The organism is Frankia sp. CgMI4, assembly GCF_001756285.1.
In the GTDB taxonomy this organism is placed as follows: domain Bacteria; phylum Actinomycetota; class Actinomycetes; order Frankiales; family Frankiaceae; genus Frankia; species Frankia casuarinae.
The window spans coordinates 39,322-53,840 of record NZ_MAQZ01000068.1 but is presented as its reverse complement, the minus strand read 5'-3'; the positions used below and the strand labels follow the sequence as shown (position 1 = coordinate 53,840).

The window sequence follows — 14,519 nt, the reverse complement described above, 5'->3', positions numbered from 1 at the left end:
ACCGGTAATCTTCAGCGACTCAGCCGAACGGAGGACAAACACGAATCTTTCTTCCCGAGGTTTCTCAGCCCCATGCGACGCCAGACGGGATCGCCGCATCGGCGCAGGCGTCGGCGATCAGGTCCAGGGACAGGCCGAGGACCCGCGCCAGCGCGGCGACGGTGAAGAACGCCGGGGTCGCGATCCGGCCCGTCTCGATCTTGCGCAGCGTCTCCGCCGACAGCCCGGCCGCCGCGGCGACCTCGACCATGCTGCGGTCCCCCCGGGCGGTGCGCAGCAGGGCGCCCAACCGCTCCCCGCGTTCGCGTTCCAGCCGGGTCAACGGCGTCCGCACCATGGCCATGATGGTAGTACCGGCATGCCCCTACCCGACTCCGCACCACAACCGTGATACTAATAACGGTATAAGAATTGGTCACGGGTGCGGGTCCGAGCCCGCCGGCCGAGCAGGGGCGGGTGAGGCCTGCGGTGGGGTCTGGGCCTCGTCGTGGAGAACCTGCTGATCCGACCGGTGAAACCGGCCCTTTTCCAGCTATCCTGTCGGGGTGGTGGTGCAGCTACGGCTGGAGCGGGACGCGCGGGCGTTGACCGAGGTCGTCACTCGACTTCGGCGGGTGCTGCGGACGAGTATCCGCAGCGACTACCCGTGGGAGGCCCTGCCGATGGCCCAGGTGGAGTTGTTGCAATGCCTGCAGGAACGCGATGGCGCGCGGGTGGGYGAGCTCGCCGGCCTGCTCCACCTGGCCCCGAATACGGTGAGCACCCTGGTGCAACAGATGTCGGACGCGGATCTTCTGCGGCGGGTCACCGACCCGGCCGACCGGCGCGCGGCCCGGGTGTCGTTGACCGAGACCGGTACCCGCCATCTGCAGGGGTGGCGCGAGGCCCACGAACGCAGGCTCGGSGACGCACTGGGCCGGCTCGCCGCCGCCGACCAGGCCGTTATTGTCGAAGCCTTGCCGGCCCTGTCACGCCTGGTCGAACAGCTCGATGACCGCCGCCCGGCCGACCCGTCCTCCGTCGCCACCGGCGGACCCTGACCGCAGGTTCCTCGGGAGGCGTGCCGAACCGGTTGCCGCCGCTGCGGGATCACGCCCGCCGGCTTCGCGGACGCCGCCGCGCCCGGGCTGGTGCTGGCGCAGGCGATCGGACGGTGGGTAACTACTTTCAGGACCTCGGCGTGCTGCTGCTCGCCGCCGACCGGCGCTGGGCCTTTCGCCGGGGAAGGCTGTTCGCCCTGTACGTCGCGGCCTACACCGCCGGCCACCAACGCCGCGTGCCCACCTCCAGCGGCCGGCCTGGCATCCGCCCCCGCACCGGCCTACTCTGTCTGAAACAGAGTTTATCTGTCACAGACAGAGCTGGGGAGCCGCGCCCTGCCGTGAGCGGCTTCCGCTGGAGGAGCAGGTAGCCATGGACCCGGGCGTGCGTACCTCCGCATCCCRCAACACCCTGATGTCGCTGCTGGCCCACGAGCGGGCCCGCCCTCGCGCGGTCCGCCACCTGCCGGGCGGCTGGTGGCTGGCGGTCGCCACCGTGTGCTTCGGCGCCTTCATGGGCCAACTCGACGCCAGCATCGTCACCCTGGCCTACGGGCCGCTGTGCGCACAGTTCCACGCCCCGCTCGCCGCAGTCACCTGGGTCTCCCTGGCCTACCTGCTYACCCTGGTCGCCCTGCTGGTGCCCGTCGGCCGGCTCGCCGACGCCCACGGCCGCAAACAGTTCTACCTCTACGGACTCCTCGTCTTCACCGCCACCTCGGCCGCCTGTGGCCTGGCTCCCAGCCTCGCCGCTTTGATCGGTTCCCGCGTCGCGCAGGCCGTCGGCGCCGCGATGCTGCAGGCCAACAGCGTCGCCCTTGTCGCCACCAGCGCACCCCGCCCGAGGATGCGCGCCGCCCTGGGCGTCCAGGCCGCCGCCCAGGCCCTCGGCCTCGCTCTCGGCCCCACCCTCGGCGGAGCCCTGGTCACCACCCTCGGCTGGCGCTGGGTKTTCGCCATCAACGTCCCCGTCGGGACAATCGCCCTCATCGCCGGCTACTACCTGCTACCCCGCACCCGCCAGCGCACCGACCCTGCCCCCTTCGACTGGCCGGGCCTGGCCCTCCTCGCCACCGCCACCACCACCCTGCTGCTGGCCATCTCGGCCGTCTCCGGCCTGAACCTGCCCTCCGCGGCCACCGCCATCCTCGCCATCCTCGCCCCGCTCGCCGGCTACGGCCTCGTCCAACGGGAACGCCGCGCGCCGGCACCCCTGATCGACCTGCGCCTCCTTCGCATCCCTGCCCTCGCGGGGGGACTCGTCGGCGCGCTGTGCGGCTACCTCGTCCTGTTCGGCCCGCTCGTCCTGGTCCCCGTCGTCCTCACCGACCGCGGCACCTCCCCCCTGCACGCCGGGCTGGTCCTCACCGCCCTGCCCGGAGGCTTCGCGCTCGCCGCCAGCGGCGCCGGGGCGGTCCTACCCGACCGGTGGAGCGACCGCCGCCGCTACGCGCTCGGCGCCGTCACCTGCACGATGGCACTCGCCGCCGCACTCGCCGTGCCACTGTCCGCACCCTGGCTGATYCCCCCGATGGCCATGCTCGGCCTCGGCCTCGGCGTCTACACCCCCACCAACAACACCACGATCATGAGTGCGATCCCGGCCCACGCGTCGGGTACCGGCGGYGGACTGGTCAACATGACCCGCGGCCTGGGCACCGCCCTCGGCGTGGCCATGGTCACCCTCGCCGTCCACCTCGCCGCCGGCGCCACCGGACCCCGCCTGGCAATCGTCGGCCTCACCGCGGCATCCCTCCTCCTGTTCACCCCCCTCCTCACCCCTGGCCGGGGCATGAGGAACATCGGAACGGAAAACAGCGCCAGGTGCTGATCTAGTACTCCCGTGACAGTGATCCTTACGTGGTCGCGGCCCGGTGAGTCCGGGCTGAGCGGCTACCTGACCCGGATGCCGTACTGGGCGATCCGCCGGTAGAGCGTGGACCGGCTCAGGCCGACCCGCTCGGCTGCCTCGGCCATGGTGAGGGACGGGTCGTTCAGAGCCCGCACGATCTCGTCCCGCTCGAACGTCTCCAGTCGCGTCAGCCGGTGGCGGCCGTGCGAGAGCACCTCGGCCGGGAGGTGTCCGACGTCGATCGGGTCGTGGCGGCGAGCCAGTTTCTTGACGACCTGCATCAGCTGCTCGACGTTGCCCGGCCAACGATGGTCGGACAGGGCGCGTTCGGCCGCCGGGGTCAGATCCACCTCGCGGCCCCGTGCCCGCAGGGCCGCCACCCGCGCCAACGGCCCGATGTCCTCGGGCCGTTGGCGCAGCGGTGCGACCGGGACGATCCCGTCAACGATCGCGCGCAGTGCGGCCGGGATATCCTCGAACCGCTCCACCGTGATCACGAAGGGCAGGCAGCCCGCCGGGTCGGCTGCGCCCGATCGCGCCTCGACCCGGGCCCTGAGCACCCGGTCCCGCACCTGTTCGGCCACCCACAGGGGGAGCAGGTCGACGTCGCGCACGATGACCGCCGTGCTCGCCTTCGTCAGCTCCGGGGTCCACAGGGACAGCCACGGCTCGACGTCCGCCGCTGCCGGGTTGCTCGCGGCCAGGATGCGGTAGCGCGGAAAGGCCCGGCGCAGGGCCTGCGCGAGCGCCGTCGTACGGCCACTGCCCGGCTCGCCGACACAGGCCACGACCCGCCCGTCGCGCAGGCCCGCCTCTGCCAGTGACACCGCACGGCGCCAGGAGCCGGAGAGGTCGTGCAGACTGCCGGCCCCGGGCTCCGCGCGCGGGCTTTCCACCCGGAACACCTCGCCGCGTGGGCGCGGGCGGCCACCCGTGACGCCCCCGGACCGCAACCGCATCAGGTCCGTCGTGTGCTGCGCGGCGGACTCAGCCAGCGCGAGCAGCAGGTTGCTCGACGACTCCGACCAGGTCGTCAGGTTGACCGAGCCCTCGAGGCGTCCGGTCCCTGGGTGGAGCACCGGCGCCGCGGCGCAGGTGTAGCAGCACAGCCCGACGGCGTAGTGCTCCTCGGCCCGCACCAGGGACGGGGCGCGGTCCGCCAGCGCGAGCCCGAGTCCCGTCGTACCCACCACCCGCTCGGCGTAGGAGAAGCCCGGCGCGAGGTGGACCCGGTCCAGCGCGCGCAGGAGGCTGGTGTCCCCGCTGAGACGGTTGAGCACCAAGCCGTCCGCGTCGGTCAACATCAGGCTGACGGGCTCCGCGGCCAGCGTCCGGTGGAGGCTGGCCAGCACCTCGCGGCCGCTGTCGTAGAACAGCGAGCTCTGGTCGATCGTGCCGGAGAAGACCGGGTCGACGTCGTCGAGGGAGACGCCGTACTCCTCGCTGCGCTGCCAGGAGGCCATCAGCCGGCAGGAGACGTCCGACCGGGTGTGGTCGCGCCCCGCGCGCGCCTCGGCCGCGAACCCGCGGGCACGTGCCGGGATGACGTCGTCGGRCATGACACTCCCTGAAAGCCCCGCTGTGATCCAGGTCATAAGCGTAGGCGCCAGCCTCGTCCCTGGCACGGCCGCGCGTGTCTCAGTTTGGGACATTCGGTCATCCCACAATGAGACATCGACCCCGGGACCTCTCCCCCCACGCGGGCACTAGCCTCCCGWCAGGCCCGCGATGGCCGTGGGCCGGAGGAGGACCAGGATGTACGCCAAGGACGGTGAGAACTACTTCATCGTGGACGCCCACATCGCGTTGTGGGACGGGCGCCCGGAGAACCAGCGCAACGTCCACGGCAAGCAGTTCATCGACTGCTTCTACGCCTACCACACGAGCTTTACCCCGGCGTCGGAKATGTGGGAGTACGACGAGTACCTCTACCAGGGCGGCGAGCGGCTGATGAAGGATGTGTTCGAGACCGGGTACGTCGACCACGCCATCTTCCAACCCGCCTACCTCGGGGAGTTCTACACCAACGGGTTCRGGCAGACCGAAGAGGCGTTCGCGCTCACCCAGGCCCACCCCGACAAGCTGACCTACAACCACAACTGGGATCCGCGCAACGGCGAGGCCGGCCTCGACCAGCTCCGCGCCGACGCCGAGAGGTTCGGTCTCAAGGGGGTCAAGCTCTACACCGCGGAGTGGAAAGGCGGCTCGCGCGGATGGAAGCTGACCGATCCCTGGGCTTATCGGTACCTGGAGGCCTGCCAGGAGTTAGRCATCAAGAACATCCACGTCCACAAGGGACCGACCATCAAGCCGCTGGACCGCGACGCGTTCGACGTCGCCGACATCGACCACGTCGCAAGCGATTTCGAAGACCTGAACTTCATTGTGGAGCACGTGGGGATGCCCCGGCTGGAGGACTTCTGCTGGATCGCGACCCAGGAGACCAACGTATACGGCGGACTCGCGGTGGTCATRCACTTCATGTACTCGAAGCCGCGCTACTTCGCCCAGGTCATGGGCGAACTTCTCTACTGGATCGGCGAGGACAAGATCCAGTTCTCCTCCGACTACGCKATCTGGACGCCCAAGTGGCTCATCRAGAGTTTCGTCGACTGGCAGTTCCCCGAGGACATGGGGTACGCACCCATCACCACGGAGCAGAAGAAGAAGATCCTCGGGCTCAACGCCGCCAAGATGTACGACCTCCCGGTGCCGGCCGAGCTGCGGCTGGCAGGCGCGTGATGACCGTCGCGTCAGCCGTCCTGACCGAGGCCGACGTACGACGGCAGCTGGACCAGGTCGTCGACCCGGAGCTGGGATCCGGATCAGCGCCCGCCGCGGCAGCAGCCGCCCACCCCGGGCCAGCAGCGCGTTGCGCCGGGTGATCTCGGCGGCGTTCGCGCGCAACCGGTCCTCGCCGCGCGCGACGAGCACGAGGTTGACGAGCACGAGGTCGGCGCCCCGGGCGGCGAACTCGCGGGCGAAGACGGCGCCGATGCCCGTCGACGCACCGATGATCAGTGCGGTCTGCCCGCGGAGATCCACTGCCTCTCCCTACCACAGTTTCTCCCTATCGGCAGGGTGGCCCGGCCACGGGGAGGCGAGGCTTGCCCTGGCAGGTGAGTTGTCCGCCTGTGAGTTATCCGACGGATCGCGGATTGGCGGCGACGGCGGGGCGTCGAGGGAACAGGATCTGGACCGATGGCTCGACGACCGGGAACACCGCACCCCCCGACCTGCCTGACCTGCGCCGCGACCACCTCACCGGCGGGGGCGGGCACGGCGGGGACGGACCCCGAGCTCGATCATCGGGAACGTCCGAGCTGTCCGGGCCAGACCAGGAGCAGACTCTGATCAATCTGTCAAACCGCTGTACACAACCCCCCTCTTGCGCGGTAGCTTGCGACTGGTCACAGTGTTTGCCGGATCAGCTACGCACTGGGGTGAACCGTGCGGGTTCATCAGCATCATCGGCGTACGGCCGGCCGTGCCGACCGGCGGCGGCCCCAGCCACGGGACGACGCAACGAAGCATGGTCCCCGCCCGGTCGGACATCCGTCGCCGGGCTGTGACCGGTGCGCCACGAGGCGCCGGTGCGGAACGTGAGGGGATGGTCATGAACGGCCTGGAACTGTCGCCCACCCGGGCCTCGGACCGGCTCGGTCTGGCGTCCGCCGGACGGGCCGCGGCGGTACTCTCCCGGGAGATCACCTTCGCCGATCCCGATCCGGTGACGCTCACCGAACTCGACGACCGGCTGCACCGGTACGCCACGACCCTGTTCTCCGCCCCACACACGACGCTGGTGGGCCCGGTCATCGCCGACTGGCGGCGGGTCCAGGCCGCCCTGGGACGGCGGCTGTCCCCGACGGTGCACGCCGAACTGACCCGGGTCGCCGGCTACTTGTCGTTCTCCCTCGGGATGCTGGCCGTCGACACCGGCGACGACACCTCGGCGCGGCGGTTCGCGACCCTCACCGAGCAGTTCGCCGCCCAGCTCGACGACCGGCTGCTCACCGGCACCGCGCACAGCCTGGACGCGGCGATCGCCTTCGTCACCGGACGCTACGCCGCCGCCGGCAACGCCGCGGCCAAGGCGGCCGCCGTCGACCATCCCTACCTGCACGGCTGGGCGGCGGCGGTGCAGGTCACCGTCGCCGCGGCCACCGGCGACGAGGCAGCCCTCGACGCCGCCCTGAACCGACTGCRCCACCGGCCGACCGTGCTCGGCCTGCRCCATCCCGGCTGGCCCCCCTTCGACGAGGTCCGGGAGGCCTGCGTCGTCGCCGACGCGATGGCCCGCCTCGGGATGCCCGGGGCGCGGTCCGCCGCCTACACCGCGATCGACCTGACCACCCCGGCGACCCTCGACCGCGGCTGGGCGCTGGCGTCGCTCGCCGCCACCACGCTGCGCCGCGATCCCGCGGTGGCCCAAGCCGCCCTCCTCGAGGTGGAGGACATCCTCGACAAGCACCCGTCGCGGGTGCTCACCCTGAGGATGAACGAGATCCTGATGCTCACCTCGGCGCACGCCGAGCGCGCCTCGCGGCGGGCCGGCGCCGCCTGAGCCGAGCCCGGGGGAGCAGGTCACCGGGCCGGGCGGCCGGCCGCGGCGCGCAGCCGCGCACCGCGGCGCACGAGCAGCCGTTCGGCCAGCGCGTCGGCGCGTTCGATGTCCTCGAGGGTGGCCCGCGTGCGCCGCTCGACCTCCAGGATCGCCGCCAGCAGCTCGGCGGACAGCCGGGTGCGGGYGGCGACCCGGGCGACGCTGGGAGGCAGCGCGGGCGCGCTGCCCGGCACGGCGGGCACGGCGGGCCGGGCGGTGGTGGTCGGACGAGAAGTCAGATGCGCCAGAGCCATACTCCAGTGATATCGCGGCCGGTACGCACCGCAACATCTTGACTTCTCGGCGAATCCGGGATCAGCATCGCCCCACAGGACATCCACAGGGTCGCGGCAGGTTACCCACCGGCTTGTCGACAGGTTTATCCACATAACGATCTTTGTGTGGTGAATGTCACATTCCTGAAGGTTGGGGATGCCGATCGCGGTTCCGGTATTCCGGTCCATTCACGTAACCGGATGATCCTGTTACAGTGTGCACCGACAAGATCGGGGGTCACATGACAAGGTGGGACGATCCGCACCGGCAACCGCAGCAGCCCGGGCCGGCCGGATACTACGAGCCGTACGGATACGAGCCGTACGGACAGCCGCCGCCTCACGGCCAGGCCGGCGGGCCGGGTCCGACGCCGTATCCGATCGGCCCGCCGCAACCCTTCCCGGGTCCCGGYCCGGGCCAGGGCTACCCGCCGGTACCGCCGAAGTCGGTCGCGGTCGCGCTGCTGCTGACCTTCCTGTGGCTGGGCGTGGGCCACATCTACGCCGGCAAGACCACCACGGGTGTCGTGCTTCTGATCGCCGACCTGTTCCTGTGGATGTTCTCCTTCTTCATCATCACACTGATCATCACCGTTCCGGTGTGGTTCATCGTGTGGGTGATCGCCATGGTCAGCTCCGCCTCGGYGGTCCAGGAGTACAACACCCGGCTCGGCTACCCGCGCGGCTGACCACCGCCGCGGGCGAGTAGGGCGTCCACCAACCGGCGGGCGTCGGCGAGATCGACCGGGTCGGCGACGAACAGGATGCKGTACATCATCGGCGCCATGACTCCCTCGACGATCTCACCAACCCCGGGGGTGGGTTCACCGCGACGCGCGGCCCGTTCGACGATGACCCCGATCTGCTCGCGGATGTACAGGTCACAGCGGCACGCCGGCCGGTCGTCGCCGCAGGAAGCGACCAGGTCGCGCAGGAACGCCCGGCCCGCGGGGGAGGACATCTCCTCCAGGTACTGCTCGCAGTAGGCGGCGAGATCGCCGCGCAGCGACCCGGTGTCCACCGGCGGGGTCTCCGGGCGCAGCCGCTCGGCGGCGACGTCGGCGAGCAGCTCGGTCAGATCCCCCCAGCGCCGGTAGACGGTGGAGGCGGTCACCCCCGCCCGGGCGGCGACCAGCGGCACCGTGATCTCGTGCCGACCCCGCTCGGCCTGCAGCGCGCGCGCCGCGGCATGCACGGACTGCTGGACCCGCGCGCTACGCCCCCCGGGCCGCGGACCCTCGGACGGACTCACGCATCCAGCCTAACGCACATCCTTTGCGTTAACGTCGGGCCGAGGGTACCGTCGGGCGCTAACGCAAAATCTTAGCTTTAGCTGTCCGGTGAAGGGAAACCCGATGTCCTCCCAACCCATCGCCACCGGCCTTCCCGCCGACCAGACCGGCCAGACCGGCGCCGCCGGTTACGGGACCCCGTCCTCGGCCACCGCCCCGGTACCGGCGGTGGCCCTGCCGCGGCAGGCCGCGGCCCGCGACGCCCCGTCCGACCCGGGCGCGGCGCCCCACCGGGGCAGGCTGTCCCCGCGCGCCGGATTCCTCCTGCAGACGTCGATGATCGGCTCGTTCCTCGCCGCGTCCTCGGCCCCCACCCCCCTCTACCCGGTCTACCAGGCCCKCTGGGGGTTCTCCCCGATCACCGTGACCGTCGTGTTCGCCGTGTACGCCCTGGCCGTCCTCGCTGCGCTGCTCACCGTCGGAGCCCTCTCCGACCACATCGGGCGCCGTCCGGTGCTGCTCGCCTCCTCGCTGCTGCTCGCCGCCGCCCTGGCGGTGTTCGCCACCGCCGGCGGGGTGGGGGAACTGACCGTCGGCCGCGTTCTGCAGGGCCTGGCGACCGGCGCCGCCAGTGGCGCCCTCGGCGCCGGCCTGCTCGACCTCGACCGGGCCCGCGGCACCCTGGCCAACGGAGTCGGCCCGTTCACCGGCCTGGCCCTGGGCGCCCTCGGGTCCAGTCTGCTCGTGGCCTACCTGCCCGCTCCCACCCGTCTGGTCTACCTGGTGCTGTGCGCGATCGTGCTCGCCCAGGCGGTCGGGGTCGCGGCGATGCCCGAGACCGCACCGCGCATCCCCGGAGCGCTCGCGTCGCTGCGCCCGACCATCGGCGTACCCGCCGCCGCCCGCCGCGACCTGCTGATCGCCGCGCCCTGCCTGGTCGCATCCTGGGCCCTGAGCGGGTTCTACCTCTCCCTCGGCCCGAGCCTGGCCCGTCTCGTCGTCGACTCCCGCTGGGTCGTGCTGGGAGGTCTCGCGGTCTTCGCCCTCACCGTGACCGCGGCCCTGACGGTGCTGCTCCTGCGCGACACCGCTGCCCGTACCGTGATGTTCCTCGGTGCCCTGGGCCTGCTCGTCGGCGTCGGTGTCACCCTGCTCGGCGCGGACCTTCCCTCCACCCCGACGTTCTTCGTCGGCACCACGCTGGCCGGTATCGGTCTCGGCGCCGGTTTCCAGGGCGGCCTGCGCGTCCTGATCCCCCTGGTCGCCCCGCACGAACGCGCCGGCCTGCTCTCGACCGTCTACGTGCTGTGCTACCTCGCCTTCGGCGTCCCCGCGGTCGTCGCCGGCTACCTGGTCACCCACCACGGGCTGCTGCCCACCGCCCGCGGGTACGGCCTGGTCGTCATGGCCCTCGCCGCGCTGGCGCTTCTCGGCCTGCTCACCCGCGCCCGGCGCCCGGCGCCCGGCGCCTGACGGTCCGGCGGATCAGCCGCCGGTCTTCGGCCAGCGTCCCGACTACTGGGGATACGCCAGCAGCGTGAAGTGCGGGATGCGGCATGCAGGAGGCATGGGCGCGGCCCGAGGTTGCTGGTCCGGGTGAGCTGTTTGCGGTGGAGGGCAGGACCGCTGTGGTCACCGGTGCTGCCGGTGCGTGCCGGTGATCGGCGATCTGTCGACGGAGCGGGGTGTCGATGTTGGAGTGGCTGGGGCGCGTTGGCCGAGGTCGAGCTCAGGGCCGGTCGGTGGCGGTGGTTGTCCCTGACCGGTCGGGGATGAAGATCTCCTCGATGGCCAGGCTGAAGATGTCGGCGAGGGTGAATGCCAGGAGAAGACTGGGGTCGTACCGTTCGGTCTCGATCGCGTTGATGGTCTGCCGGGACACCCGGCATCGKTCGGCCAGGTAGGCCTGGCTCCACCGGCGTTCCGCCCGCAGCACGCGCAGCCGGTTCTTCATCGGCGTAGACGGGTGCGCAGGTCTGCGATCAGCAGCCACATCGCCACGCCGCCGATGGTGATTATCTGGGTGAGCTGGCGTAGCTGGACGATGCCGGCGGCGTCGAGCAGGGCGGCTAGCTGAAGCCCTACCAGGACTGCCGCGAAGGTAATCGCCATGCTCTCCACTTGGATCTTGCGCTGGTACTCGTCGGCGCGGCGGAAGGCGCGCAGCAGTACCCATGCCACGGCGAGCGTGAACGCGCCGCTGGCCCCCAGCCACCAGGCCTTCTGGGCGGCGGTCTGGTCGGGGCCGCTGCCCAGGGCCAGAGCGATCCCGCCGAGGGTGGCGACGGGGAGACCGTCCAGGAAGATCGCCCTGCKGGCGGCGCGTGTCACGTTGTCCCGCCGCGTCTCATCGGTCATGTCATCGGTCATGGCATGAATGTAAAGTCGACTTTCCATAAAGTCAAGTTTGCTTGTCATAGGCGGCCCTGGGCGTCAACGTAGGAGGAGTGAGAGGAGACCGGCGTGGTGTCCCCGCGCGCCTACCTGGCCCATCTCGCGCAGACCGGCCCCGCGCTCTGGCCATCCTCGACCTCGCCGGGCCAAGCCGCGGCCCGGTTCTAACGCCGCCAGGGGGAACGCGACCCGGGGCGCGGCGCCGGCTCGGTCGCCGCCCAGATCCGCCGCCACCGCGCCGTCGGGGTGTTCGGGGCGCCACGCAGCCGCGCGGAGACCGCCGCCGACCCCGCGGCCCCACCCGTCCCACCCGTCCCACCCGGTCGGGGGACCGCCCGCGGGCTGGTCCGACCGGGGAAGCCCCCACCACCGGCCGCACCGCCGGGGTCCCCGGCGGTGCGGCCCGCCGGCTCGGACCCCGCCGGGGTCGCTGCGACGTCCGGGGCCGAGCGCGCCGCCGGCACCTGCGCCGCATCCCCGACCCGCGCCTCCTCAGCCGTCCCAGCCGTATCGGGCAGACCAGCCGCACCGGGCAGACCCGAGGCGAAGGCCGCCCGCGTCGCCTCCCACCAGGAGGTCGCGTCCTCGGCGCAGAGCCGGTCGACCTCGGCGGCCAGCCGCGCGGTGAACGCCCGCACATCCTCACCCGGCGCGGGGCGCATCGGCCGGCCGAACCGCACCGACACCGGCGGACGGCCCGCCACCGGCCAGGACCGTCCCCGCGGCATCGCCGCGTACGCACCCCGCAGCCCCACCGGAACCACCGGCACCCCCGCGTTGATCGCCAGATAGGCGGCCCCCAACCGGAACCGGCCCCGCGCCCCGTCCCGCGACCGCGTCCCCTCCGGGAAGATCACCAGGTTCCAGCCGTCCCCCAGCAGGTTCATCGGCGTCGCCGACGGCGCCCCACCGTGCCGTTCGATCGGCACCGTCGCGAACGCGAACGCACTCGACGCCCCCCGCCAGGCACTGTCGAAGAAATAGTCCGCCGCCGCCGTCACCACCGTACGCGCCCGCACCCACCCGGGCACCGTGCACAACAGCAGCGGGGCGTCCAGATGACTGCTGTGATTCGACACGATGATCACCGGGGTGTCGCGGACCCCGTCGAACGCCTCCGCACCGTGCACCGCCACCGTCAGCGTCGTCCGCAGCAGCGGGCGCATCACCCCACGCAGAAACACCCCCCGGGCGGCCCGCGCCGCCGGGCGACGCGCCCACGCGGTCGGGAACTCCCGCGGCACCTCGGGGACCCGATGCGCCTCGGCGCTGCCCGGGACCGGCCCGCGGCCCCCCGGCCGCCACCCGGCCAGCACCGCCCGCAGCCCCACACCCCGTCGCGGCCTACCCGCCATCCCGTTCACCTCTGCCCCTGCCGATCCGGTCCACCGCTGGCACCTGTGCTCCGCCGCGCATGGCCACCGCGTCCCAGCCGGCGACCGCACGATCCGTGACCCGCATCTCCCGCGGTCACCGTACTTCGGCGATCAGATGGGGTGGGGAGTGCAGATAGGTGATAGACGGATCAYGGCCCACCGATCCCGACACCATCTCCAACGCATCCGCCAACGTCGACGCCGCCCGGAACCCCAGCCGCGCGCACRCCGCCCGATCACCGCCCACCCACACCACATCCCCCACATGGGCCATCGCCGGCGCCGCCTCATACCAGCGGTGGAACGGATGCACCCCGTGATGAGCAAGCGACGTCCGATACAGCGACGCATACCAGGGATCGGTGGCGTACTGCCGTTCGAACTTCGCCTCCACCGTCGCAGCCTCGGTCGACTCGGCGAGCACCTCCTCGTAGAAGTCCACGTAGGAGGGGTGATGCAGCTGGGAGAACCGTGGCGTCAGCGGATGGTAGACGATCAACGCCCCGTTCTCGCGGACCACCGGCCGCCCCCGGTACCGGCCGAAAACCTCCCCGAGCGCGCCGTGCGCCGCCAGCACCGGGTTGACCACCGCACCCGCGTCGAACGGCCCGAACGGGCCCAGCCCGACGACAACGACGTCGCTTTGCCCATCGACGGTGACCCGCTGCTGGGCGTCGACCGCCGCCGCCGCGACCGCCGCGACCGCCGTAGGATCCCCCGCGCTCACCGAGGTGACCGCATAGTCGGCAGCGAAGTCACGCAGCAGCCGGCGGCGCGCCCGCGACCCCACCAGCTCCAGGCCACGGCCCAGCCCGACCGCCATCGCCTGATCGGCCAGCGACCACTCCCACTCCCGGCGGGTCAGGAACGGATAGTGCACCGGCGCCGTCGCGGCGTTCACCGTCACCGCGACGGCGAACACCCGCACCGCCTCGCACAGCAGCCGACCCATCCGCGCCGCCGGACCCGGCGGCGCACCAACCCCCCCATCCCCGACGCCGCCAGCGCCGTCCCCGGGCAGGCCGACGCGGCGGACCGCCGCGGCGACGCTGTGCACGTGACGCAGCGTCGCATACGACGACAGGCCGGTCACGAGCCCGCCCGCACCGACCGCCGCCGGGCTCTGCACGACCCCGACGTGCACCAGCAGGTCGGCGGCGGCGACCCGGCGGGAAACCTCCACCTGCTCGTCGGCGTCGGTCACCCCCACGACGGTGAGATTGTCAGGATCCTCCGCGTCATGGCTGCGCAACTGTCCGGGCCAGAACGAGCGGAACACCCGCTCCCCGACGATCCGCTCCACCTCGCCGGCGCTCAACCGCCGGTTCAACCCGTTCGCCACGACCAGCGCCACATCGTCGACACCGGCCGCCGCCGCCGCCGTCAGCACCGCCTCGATGATCCGCCCCCGCACATCCGGGCGACGCATCCGCGGCAACGGCGTCGACAGATCGTCAAAACTGATCGTCAGCCRCATCCCCGGACGCAGCAACGCCGCCAGCGGCTCGCTGCCCACCGGCGCCGCCAACGCCGCGGCGATCGCCGCATCGACGTCACCGACCCCGGGCAGCGACTCGGGCGGATACACCACCCGTGTCCCGAGCGGGAACTGCTCGAGCAGCACGCCCTCACCCTGGTGCACCAGCAGCGGGGGAGTCCGCTCGTCAACCTCGAGCACGAACCCCGGTCTCACCAGCATGATCCCTTCCACGTCCGGCACGAAGGGACAACCCCTCCGTGTTGG

The 14,519-nt window shown here is 71.8% G+C and carries 14 protein-coding genes and 2 pseudogenes; 7 read left to right on the top strand and 9 right to left on the bottom strand.

From position 1 onward, the window contains the following. Positions 1–64: 64 nt before the first annotated feature. A complete protein-coding gene (locus Manayef4_RS11240; RefSeq protein WP_035941703.1) occupies positions 65–337 on the bottom strand; it encodes a helix-turn-helix transcriptional regulator in 273 nt (90 codons plus the stop codon). 208 nt (positions 338–545) lie between these two features. Here Manayef4_RS11240 and Manayef4_RS11235 point away from each other — a divergent pair, with 208 nt between their 5' ends. From Manayef4_RS11235 to Manayef4_RS11225, 3 genes and pseudogenes are all read left to right on the top strand, one after another. Then, positions 546–1,040: a MarR family transcriptional regulator gene (locus Manayef4_RS11235; RefSeq protein ID WP_023841338.1), complete on the top strand. Its 495-nt coding sequence runs from the start codon at positions 546–548 to the stop codon at positions 1,038–1,040. A gap of 30 nt (positions 1,041–1,070) precedes the next feature. Then, positions 1,071–1,264, top strand: a pseudogene (locus tag Manayef4_RS25960) (prolipoprotein diacylglyceryl transferase); the annotation flags it as partial. Between the two features lie 149 nt (positions 1,265–1,413). Next, positions 1,414–2,871 carry an MFS transporter gene (locus Manayef4_RS11225; RefSeq protein ID WP_083282402.1) on the top strand — a complete coding sequence of 486 codons (1,458 nt, stop codon included), beginning with the start codon at positions 1,414–1,416 and terminating at the stop codon, positions 2,869–2,871. 62 nt (positions 2,872–2,933) lie between these two features. On the opposite strand, the gene Manayef4_RS11220 is transcribed toward Manayef4_RS11225, so the two are convergent. Then, positions 2,934–4,451, bottom strand: coding sequence for a helix-turn-helix domain-containing protein (locus Manayef4_RS11220; protein ID WP_254665589.1), 1,518 nt, complete (start codon positions 4,449–4,451; stop codon positions 2,934–2,936). Between the two features lie 196 nt (positions 4,452–4,647). On the opposite strand from Manayef4_RS11220, the gene Manayef4_RS11215 reads away from it, so the two are divergent. Continuing rightward, entirely contained in the window at positions 4,648–5,634 is a 987-nt protein-coding gene (locus Manayef4_RS11215; protein WP_070131536.1) for an amidohydrolase family protein, read from the top strand. Positions 5,635–5,775: 141 nt separating this feature from the next. Here the strand turns inward: Manayef4_RS11215 and Manayef4_RS25955 are convergent. After that, a pseudogene (locus Manayef4_RS25955) lies at positions 5,776–5,937 on the bottom strand (oxidoreductase); the annotation flags it as partial. Between the two features lie 571 nt (positions 5,938–6,508). Here Manayef4_RS25955 and Manayef4_RS11210 point away from each other — a divergent pair. Next, a complete protein-coding gene (locus Manayef4_RS11210; protein WP_070131558.1) occupies positions 6,509–7,459 on the top strand; it encodes a hypothetical protein in 951 nt (316 codons plus the stop codon). A 20-nt stretch (positions 7,460–7,479) separates the two neighbouring features. On the opposite strand, the gene Manayef4_RS11205 is transcribed toward Manayef4_RS11210, so the two are convergent. After that, a complete protein-coding gene (locus Manayef4_RS11205) occupies positions 7,480–7,752 on the bottom strand; it encodes a hypothetical protein (protein WP_070131535.1) in 273 nt (90 codons plus the stop codon). Positions 7,753–8,015: 263 nt separating this feature from the next. Between Manayef4_RS11205 and Manayef4_RS11200 the strand changes: the two genes are divergently transcribed. Then, positions 8,016–8,462, top strand: coding sequence for a TM2 domain-containing protein (locus tag Manayef4_RS11200; protein WP_083282404.1), 447 nt, complete (start codon positions 8,016–8,018; stop codon positions 8,460–8,462). Here Manayef4_RS11200 and Manayef4_RS11195 read toward each other — a convergent pair. Then, a complete protein-coding gene (locus tag Manayef4_RS11195) occupies positions 8,447–9,025 on the bottom strand; it encodes a TetR/AcrR family transcriptional regulator (RefSeq protein WP_070131534.1) in 579 nt (192 codons plus the stop codon). The two genes, Manayef4_RS11200 and Manayef4_RS11195, sit on opposite strands and share 16 nt — an antisense overlap. A gap of 103 nt (positions 9,026–9,128) precedes the next feature. On the opposite strand from Manayef4_RS11195, the gene Manayef4_RS11190 reads away from it, so the two are divergent. Next, complete coding sequence (locus Manayef4_RS11190; RefSeq protein WP_083282401.1) at positions 9,129–10,478, top strand: MFS transporter; 1,350 nt, start codon at positions 9,129–9,131, stop codon at positions 10,476–10,478. Positions 10,479–10,734: 256 nt separating this feature from the next. Here Manayef4_RS11190 and Manayef4_RS11185 read toward each other — a convergent pair whose 3' ends face one another. From Manayef4_RS11185 to Manayef4_RS11170, 4 genes are all read right to left on the bottom strand, one after another. Then, positions 10,735–10,959: a helix-turn-helix transcriptional regulator gene (locus Manayef4_RS11185; RefSeq protein WP_070131533.1), complete on the bottom strand. Its 225-nt coding sequence runs from the start codon at positions 10,957–10,959 to the stop codon at positions 10,735–10,737. After that, the gene (locus Manayef4_RS11180; protein WP_254665588.1) at positions 10,956–11,363 is read right to left on the bottom strand and encodes a hypothetical protein; all 408 of its coding nucleotides are present in this window, start codon (positions 11,361–11,363) and stop codon (positions 10,956–10,958) included. The genes Manayef4_RS11185 and Manayef4_RS11180 overlap by 4 nt, the downstream gene beginning before the upstream one ends. A 200-nt stretch (positions 11,364–11,563) precedes the next feature. After that, positions 11,564–12,754, bottom strand: a complete 1,191-nt coding sequence (locus Manayef4_RS11175; protein WP_023841333.1) for a lysophospholipid acyltransferase family protein — start codon at positions 12,752–12,754, stop codon at positions 11,564–11,566. 115 nt (positions 12,755–12,869) lie between these two features. Next, positions 12,870–14,474 carry a lactate racemase domain-containing protein gene (locus Manayef4_RS11170; protein WP_070131531.1) on the bottom strand — a complete coding sequence of 535 codons (1,605 nt, stop codon included), beginning with the start codon at positions 14,472–14,474 and terminating at the stop codon, positions 12,870–12,872. Positions 14,475–14,519 lie beyond the last annotated feature (45 nt).